This window comes from Vibrio harveyi NBRC 15634 = ATCC 14126 = KCTC 12724 (genome assembly GCF_001591145.1).
Lineage (GTDB): Bacteria > Pseudomonadota > Gammaproteobacteria > Enterobacterales > Vibrionaceae > Vibrio > Vibrio harveyi.
Window position 1 is genome coordinate 20,468 of record NZ_BCUF01000056.1, and the last position, 7,524, is coordinate 27,991.

The 7,524-nt window shown below is 45.5% G+C and carries 9 protein-coding genes; 3 read left to right on the top strand and 6 right to left on the bottom strand.

Translation table 11 applies throughout. The features are described 5' to 3' along the window. Positions 1 to 40 precede the first annotated feature (40 nt). Entirely contained in the window at positions 41 to 970 is a 930-nt protein-coding gene (locus VHA02S_RS21580) for a LysR family transcriptional regulator (RefSeq protein ID WP_005448730.1), read from the top strand. Between the two features lie 11 nt (positions 971 to 981). Next, the gene (gene gloA2, locus VHA02S_RS21585; RefSeq protein WP_009697230.1) at positions 982 to 1,365 is read left to right on the top strand and encodes an SMU1112c/YaeR family gloxylase I-like metalloprotein; all 384 of its coding nucleotides are present in this window, start codon (positions 982 to 984) and stop codon (positions 1,363 to 1,365) included. Between the two features lie 48 nt (positions 1,366 to 1,413). Here the strand turns inward: gloA2 and VHA02S_RS21590 are convergent, their stop codons facing one another. From VHA02S_RS21590 to VHA02S_RS21610, 6 genes are all read right to left on the bottom strand, one after another. Beyond that, positions 1,414 to 2,853 (bottom strand): PepSY-associated TM helix domain-containing protein, encoded by a 1,440-nt coding sequence (locus tag VHA02S_RS21590; RefSeq protein WP_038898812.1) that lies wholly within the window; start codon positions 2,851 to 2,853, stop codon positions 1,414 to 1,416. Positions 2,854 to 3,005: 152 nt separating this feature from the next. Continuing rightward, positions 3,006 to 3,365, bottom strand: a complete 360-nt coding sequence (locus tag VHA02S_RS25545; protein WP_080585290.1) for a hypothetical protein — start codon at positions 3,363 to 3,365, stop codon at positions 3,006 to 3,008. A 173-nt stretch (positions 3,366 to 3,538) separates the two neighbouring features. Continuing rightward, entirely contained in the window at positions 3,539 to 3,928 is a 390-nt protein-coding gene (locus VHA02S_RS21595; RefSeq protein ID WP_009697233.1) for a cytochrome b562, read from the bottom strand. Between the two features lie 100 nt (positions 3,929 to 4,028). After that, positions 4,029 to 4,781 carry a phosphatase gene (locus tag VHA02S_RS21600; RefSeq protein WP_026138185.1) on the bottom strand — a complete coding sequence of 251 codons (753 nt, stop codon included), beginning with the start codon at positions 4,779 to 4,781 and terminating at the stop codon, positions 4,029 to 4,031. An 87-nt stretch (positions 4,782 to 4,868) separates the two neighbouring features. Then, the gene (locus VHA02S_RS21605; protein WP_005448715.1) at positions 4,869 to 5,309 is read right to left on the bottom strand and encodes an SRPBCC family protein; all 441 of its coding nucleotides are present in this window, start codon (positions 5,307 to 5,309) and stop codon (positions 4,869 to 4,871) included. 108 nt (positions 5,310 to 5,417) lie between these two features. Then, positions 5,418 to 6,341 carry a DMT family transporter gene (locus VHA02S_RS21610; protein WP_038898813.1) on the bottom strand — a complete coding sequence of 308 codons (924 nt, stop codon included), beginning with the start codon at positions 6,339 to 6,341 and terminating at the stop codon, positions 5,418 to 5,420. A 131-nt stretch (positions 6,342 to 6,472) separates the two neighbouring features. On the opposite strand from VHA02S_RS21610, the gene VHA02S_RS21615 reads away from it, so the two are divergent. After that, complete coding sequence (locus VHA02S_RS21615; RefSeq protein WP_005448703.1) at positions 6,473 to 7,363, top strand: LysR substrate-binding domain-containing protein; 891 nt, start codon at positions 6,473 to 6,475, stop codon at positions 7,361 to 7,363. The last annotated feature ends 161 nt before the right edge of the window (positions 7,364 to 7,524 follow it).

Consider the following 7,524-nt stretch of genomic DNA (forward strand, 5'->3'; position numbering starts at 1 on the left):
CAGACAATACCGTTATTCCGCTGCGCAGAACTGAACAAATATGGTTAACCCAAAACTCATTGCCCTACTTCCTGATCTTGCTTCGTTTATCTTAGTGGTAAACGAGGGTAGTTTTACCGCTGCAGCCAAACAGCTTGGCGTGACGCCATCGGCTTTAAGTAAGTTGATCACACGGTTAGAACAAGCCCTCTCAGTGAAACTGTTCGAGCGAACGACTCGCAAGTTGATCATCACTCAAGCCGGGCAAAAGGTTTACGACCAAAGCATCGCCATGGTGAATGCGGCGCAGCAAGCGGTTGAATTATCGGCGGAAGATCATGCCGAGCCCACGGGTGCACTCACAGTGGCTGCACCCGAAGCATTTCTTAACTCGGTGCTTCAACCATTTGTGTTGCCATTCCTAGATCGCTACCCAAACATTCAGCTCAAGCTACGTGCTGCTGATGGTGAGATTGATCTTTTTCGCCAAGGTATCGACGTAGCATTTAAGCTCACCGACAAACCCGATGAGAATCTGGTACTCAAAGAGATCAGCAAGACCAATCTTGTTTTGTGTGCCTCTCCAGATTACCTTGCCAAACACGGTATGCCAGAGCATCCGACTGAACTTGAGCAGCACGATTGTATTTATCTTGCTGAAAACGACAAAGACAACATCTGGTCTTTCTTTAAAGAAGAAGCTTTCCACTCTATTGCCGTGAGTGGACGCTACGCCGTTAACCACTCTCAAATGCGCTTGAACGGGGTTAAGTCTGGCTTGGGAATTGGAATCTTCCACGACTTCGTGATTAAAGACGCGTTAGAACGAGGAGAAGTGGTAGAGGTTCTGTCTGATTGGATGATCAAAAGTAACTACCACGGCGCTATCGCGATGCAGTATGCACAAACCAAATACATGCCTGCTCGCCTGCGCGTGTTTATCGACTTCGTTAAGGAGCACTTAGTCTCCGGAGAGGCTAACCATGTTTGAAGAGACTAACCATGTTTAATGCCATTCACCACGTCGCCATCATTTGCAGTGATTACCCAACATCAAAACACTTTTACACCCAAGTCTTGGGGCTAAAGGTCATTGCTGAAAATTATCGTGAAGCTAGAGACTCTTACAAGCTCGACCTTGCTCTACCTGATGGAAGCCAAGTTGAGCTGTTTAGCTTTCCGGGCGCACCGAATAGACCAAGCTTTCCCGAAGCACAAGGGTTGAGACATCTCGCGTTTTTGGTTGATGATGTTGATCAAGTAAAAGCCTACCTCGAATCGAATGACGTTGAAGTTGAGCCGATTCGCATTGACGAGTTCACAGGCAAAGCATTTACCTTCTTCCAAGATCCAGATGGCTTGCCGCTGGAGATTTATCAGAAATAAAAAGAGCCAGTAATTCGCTGGCTCTTTTACTATTTCACTCGTCTCTTGCTAGTTCAACGCCGTTTTCAGCTTCTCGACGCGGTTGAACAACAGCCAATCCAGTGCGAGAACGGTAACAATTGCCAAACCGCCCATCGGAAACGCCAAACACAATACTACCAACGTTACTAAACCAAGCTTCCAAATGCCGTCTTGTTGAAATTTAGGTGGCGCCCCTAATGCAGCACTGCGACTTGGTCGACGAATCCACCACATCACAACCCCTGTGATTGAGATTAAAATGAACGCCAGACAGAACACCACGTTGAGCACTTTGTTCAATACACTCACATCACCTTGGTGCAACGACACGCCTGCCGCCATGAACTTGGCAAACAAACTGTAATCTTGCCATGTAACGTCCACCAGCAAGCGACCGGAATATTGGTCAAAGTGACTGGTGCGATCTTGTCTTGGATCGGAAATATCACCGCCCATTGAGTTAGCAGCCACGGTGTAAACACCTGTCTCAGAGAGTGGAAAAAATAGCTTATAGCCAGTAAAACCCATCATTTCTGCCTTGTGGACGATATCATCAATAGATAGTACATCATGACTGCCTGCATAAGCCGATTCTTCCTTCATGTTGGCGTGATCATGGGCTGGTTTATCTTTCGACTGTGGCACAGCAGCAAGCTCTAAGTTCCATGGCATCTCTTCTGATGCACCATGATTCAGGTCTTTGTGTGTCAGTGTCGACTCTGGTTTCTCACCCCATGTGTAATAGGTTGGGAAGGTATTCCAAGCTTGCACCATTTTCGCGCCCCATATCCCAGCCCAAGACAGACCTGAAATCAAAAAGAACAACAGAACAATTGATAGCACACCGCCTAAATTCGCATGCAGATCTCGCATCAAAATACGAGTTCCACTGCCAAAACGAATTTTCAAAAAGCCAGCACGGCTTGCGTTGTCTCTTGGTAACCACAGGTACAAACCAGACACCAACAGTAAAATGCCTAAACTGGCGGCGATTTCTATTAACCGATCACCCAAATCACCAATAAGCAAAGTGCCATGGACGTTATTCATCAGTTCATAGATGCTATCACCACGGTTAATCGTCCCTTGTACTTCTCCGGAGTATGGGTTCACAGCAACAATCAATGAGCTGCCTTCTTGATTTTGAATCGAGAATCGGTTGGCGATATCAGATGTTTTTGCAGGCACAAATTGGGTGATATTAAAATCGGGATACGCCTGCTTTACCGCGTCTAACTGTCTAGAGACAGGAACGGTTTGCTCTTGCGGTATAACGTGCAACGTTGCCTCATATCGAGCCAGTTCGATTTCATCATCAAACAGCATCACTAACCCCGTAAGGGAGAGCATCAACATAAATGGAATAACGAATAAACCTGCGTAGAAGTGCCATCGCCACGTCATAAAATAGATGGACTTTTCGCGTGAAGCTTCCTTGAGTTGAGGCTTTGCCGAGTTTCTCAACATGTGTATTTTCCTTTTTTCATTGTGAACACCCAAATTCAGTCAAACGCATCCTGAACATACTCATCGGTATGTGACGTCATTTGACTTAGATTCGGGAGTACCACTGCTCGAATGGCAGTGTTGTTGGCTTTATTTACTTGTAATTGTTTTTGTTATGAGAAAAAGGAAATTGGGGGAGCACGAGGAACTGGCGTTTCAAATCGCACACTTAGAGCCAAATAAGTGTAGCTGTCAGAAACGACCAAGCTCAATCTTGAGAGTATAGGTGTCGTTGGAAGTGTATCGTGATGAAAAGTCGAGAAGTGGCTGAACGGACAAGGCTTACCTTTGTGGCTGACGGAGTTGTCGCCCTCTTCTATCTGCACCAACTCAAAACCGTTCAGTGTACATAGCGTCGCCCACACCCCCATGCTGTTACCATGAGCATTGATAACAGGCATCAGTGTCACTAGTGCCCAACTTAGAGCACTAGCAAATAACATGGAGCGATAAAAAGGAATTAATCTACGCATAACGGTGACTTAACAAATTTCACATAGCGTAACCAATTCTGAGTGCTAGCTCAAAAAGAGGATTCATAAGTGGCTGCTACCTCACAGGTTTTCTTGAATACTGTGATTGACAGGCACAAAAAAGCCCGCCGAAGTGGCAGGCTGATGGTCATCTTTTCAAGTTGGATAAACGGTTAGCTAAACAGCTTGCTCCAAATACTTGGGTTACGCTTATCGTGGTACTCTTCGCGTAGACTATCGATTTCACGTAATTGATCTTTCGCTTCTTGTAGCTTGCCCGCATCGAGATCAGCTTCAATCTTATCTAGCGTTACCGTCAACTTGTTAAAGCCTTCTAGGTAGATATCAAACTTCTCTGGTGGGTAATTACCACGCTTAGATTGTTCGACGATCGCTTGCAAGCTATCAATCGCAGATTTCATGGTTTCAACATCAGACGCTTCCGCCGCCTGTTTGAATTCCATCTTCATCTGCTTCATGTTTTGTTTTAAATCGACGGCTTCTGCCATTGCATAAGTTGAGCCTAACGCAATCACACACCCCAGTATTAAAGGACGTAACATCTTCACTTCTCCATTGAATGCCGAATTCTGAGTCGGCTTTTTAATGCGAGCAGTGTAAAGCAATCCCTTAACACTTGCATAACCAAAAGTGTAATCAAGTTTATGCGTTGCGAATCTCGTCATACTCTGCGATTGGCTTACGACCGCGCAACTCTAAGAAGGCTAAGAATTGTTGTGCTGAGTGAGTAATAACTTTGCTGCTGTCGATACCCACTCTGTCCATTAACTCGCCGACTAAACTCAGATTACCCACATCATGGCAGAAGTGTGCATCGCTGCCGGTAGTGAAAAATACACCCAATTCTTTGCCGATTTGTGCAATCTCATGGCAGCGGTCTACACTACCGACGCGGCTATTGCCCTTCAGAGTGGTGTTGTTAATTTCAATCGCTACATTGTGCTCTTTAGCGCACTTCAGCACAGCTTCAAAATCAAAGTCAAAGTTCGGGTTACCTAAGTGACCCAACGCATCAACACGACCATTTTTGATGATATTCAACAACGCTTCCGTGTGCGTGGCACTATCTGCAGGGCGGAATACTGGCTCATGAAAACTGGCAATCACCCAATCCAAATTTCGATCAACGCTGTCGGGAATGTCGATGTCACCTTGAGTGTTCATGATGTTAGATTCAACGCCACGAATGATCGCAACCCCCTCAAGAAAACGAGGCAGAATTTTCTGGTTAGAGAAAAACCAGTAATGAGGCGCACCCGGCATTGATTCAGCGTGATCGGTCGTACAGAACATATCAAGCCCGTTCTCTTTTGCCGATTTCGCGTTTTCAATCAACGTACTGTATGCGTGACCACTGGCGTACGTATGCGTGTGGGTATCAACCTTAAATTCCATCATCAACTCTCTTGGTGCGCAAATTGGCGGCTATTGTATACCCACAAGTCACCTGTCGTCAGCCCAATCTTAGCTTGCAACCTCACCCTATTCTTCGCTGATAGTTTTGATCAAAGGCAGAGCCTTCTCCCAGCCGTGGTTGAACATCGACACAAAATCACTGTGAGTGTGAATAGTTATACTCAGCAATAAGCGGTCCTCCAACGTATCGATCTGATAGATCTCTCGCGATCCGATCCACTTTGACGCTAAGTCTCCATCCAATTGCTGCCGATTATCTGGGTTAAAAATGGCAACATGATGAAACTCCAGTTTTTGTAGCGGCTGTACCGTGTCAATTATCGCTCTCGTTCCGCCCATGTCTGGGTCAAAAAAGGTCATGTCACAACCTTCTTCCCATGCGCCATCAAATTGAGACTGAGGCGAAAAGGCTTGTGCCCATCGTTTGTATAGTTCGACATCGGTCAGCACGCTCCATACGCGCTGAGGTGTCGCGGCAATCTCGACGTGATAGTTTAAAGTCAGCATGTTTTCTCTCCCTGCATCTTTCTTGACGCTAGCTCATTCTGATTAAAAATCAAACAGGCACTGACGTTTACACTTCATTTGTCACAGCTTGCTAGGCTAAACCTCCCCTTAAGGTGTTTTAGCTCGCAGTACATGTACGCGGCGTGCCGAGAACCTAACCCAACAGGTATTCAATACCGTCGCTAACACAATCAAACTCACTCCTGCAACTTGGCTATGACTCATTTGGTCGTCAAAGAAGGTCCATTGCCATACTGCGGTAAACAACAGATTGGTGAATATCAGCGGTGCAAGCTGCGAACCACTGCTTGCAAGCTGGTACGCTTTGGAACGGAATACTTGCGTATTAATAATGAGTAACGACATCAAAAATACGAGTGCAGTATTGGGCGTTTCAAAAGTGCTTATCGATAGGGAATTAACCAACATACTCGCATCATTCACGAACACGAGTGGCAAGATAAGCAGTGCCGCTGTGCCGAAGGTCCAAAAATTGATTTCTAGTGGTGATAGACCACTCTTACTTGCTTTGTAGAGCGTCAATTGAGAACCCGAGTTAAACAGCCCACCAGCTAACCCCAAGAGCAAATCGATACGCCATGTAAACTCGCCATCCGCACCCGCCAATAAAATCACACCTGAAAACGCCATAACGAGCGCTACGATAGTCGACATTCGAATCTGACCACACATAAACAGCTTCTCGACGATGGGCATAAACAGCGGTCCAGTTGCGAACAGTACAACCCCTTCAACCAAGGTGAGCGTTTGCAAAGAAGCAATGAAACACAACTGACACATTGCGATGAAAAGAGCACGCAGAACAATTGGTTTAATAGTACCTGCAGTAGGTAAAGTCAGATTCTTAAAGCGCAGCATGACCAATAAAATGAGAGCTGGAGTAAAGAAGCGTAAAAAACTGAACATGGTCACGGATAAATCATCACTGAGCTGCTTTGCTAACAGCCCTGTAACAGATAAGCTTAATGTCGACATCAACATAAAGATGACGGGTTTATTTTCTTCTTTCATTGGATACTCCTTAATTCACGGAGTATTTTAGGAAAAGGCGTTAGTGATAAATAGCGAGTATTTTTAAACGCTAATGTAAGTAAAACTTACAAGTTAAATAAAATACAGTTCATAGAGAGAGCCGAAGCAGTATGCGCAAATTAGTCCCACTAAAATCCATCTACGCATTTGTCGCTGTAGCGGAGACAGGCAGCATGACAGAAGCCGCCCACCTACTCTCTGTGAGCCACTCTGCGGTGAGCCAAGCCATCAAATCGTTAGAAGGTCAGGTCAATAAACCTTTGTTTGATCGCATTGGTCGCCAAGTCAGACTCAACAATGATGGTAAAAAGTATTATCGCAAAGTGGCGCCTGCGTTGGAGCAAATCGTCGATGCCACTGAAGCCTTGATTCACGATCAAAACTCCAAGCGTATTACGCTCAATATGGTTAACTCACTTGCTTTGCATTGGTGGATCCCTCGCATGTCGAGCTTGCAAGATTACGCCCCTCAGTTGGATGTTCGTCTGTCTAATTTGGTGGGATTGTTTAGCTTAGAGCAAGAGGGGATTGACGCTGCGGTCGTGCATGGCAGTCCTCAAGAGTGGCAAGATTACTATTGTGAAAAGCTGAGTGAGGATGAGTTAGTGTTGGTGTGCAGTCCCGAATTATTAGAGCAGCCTGATAACCGAGACATTCAGCAACTGCTATCAACTTACCCCATCATTGAAGTCACTAACGATCGCCGAAAGCATGACTGGCAAGTTTGGGAAGAAGAGACAGGATTACTGCGACCTACCAATAAAAAGCCAATGACCTTCAATATGTCCATTCAAGCGGTGCAAGCAACGACAAGACGTTTGGGGTTATTGGTAACCCATCGTCTATTTGTCAAAGATGACATCAAATACGGGCAATTGGTGGAATTGGGCGAGCCTGTGGTCAACCCATACCAGCAGTTTTACTTTGTTTGCCCACCACACAAACTCAAACAGGAAGCCTTTCATTTACTGAGGTCTTGGCTAAGACAAGAGTTTAGCTGATACGCCAACATGCCCGTGTGCTAGAGCAGCGATCACACGAATTGTATTGAACCTAAAGTTTCGCCAGCACAAAGGTGCAAACGATTGAATATTGAATTGAGATAATCGACTTCATACCCAAGTGACTTCAAGATGCAGGATTCAGAGCGTTGTCATTGATT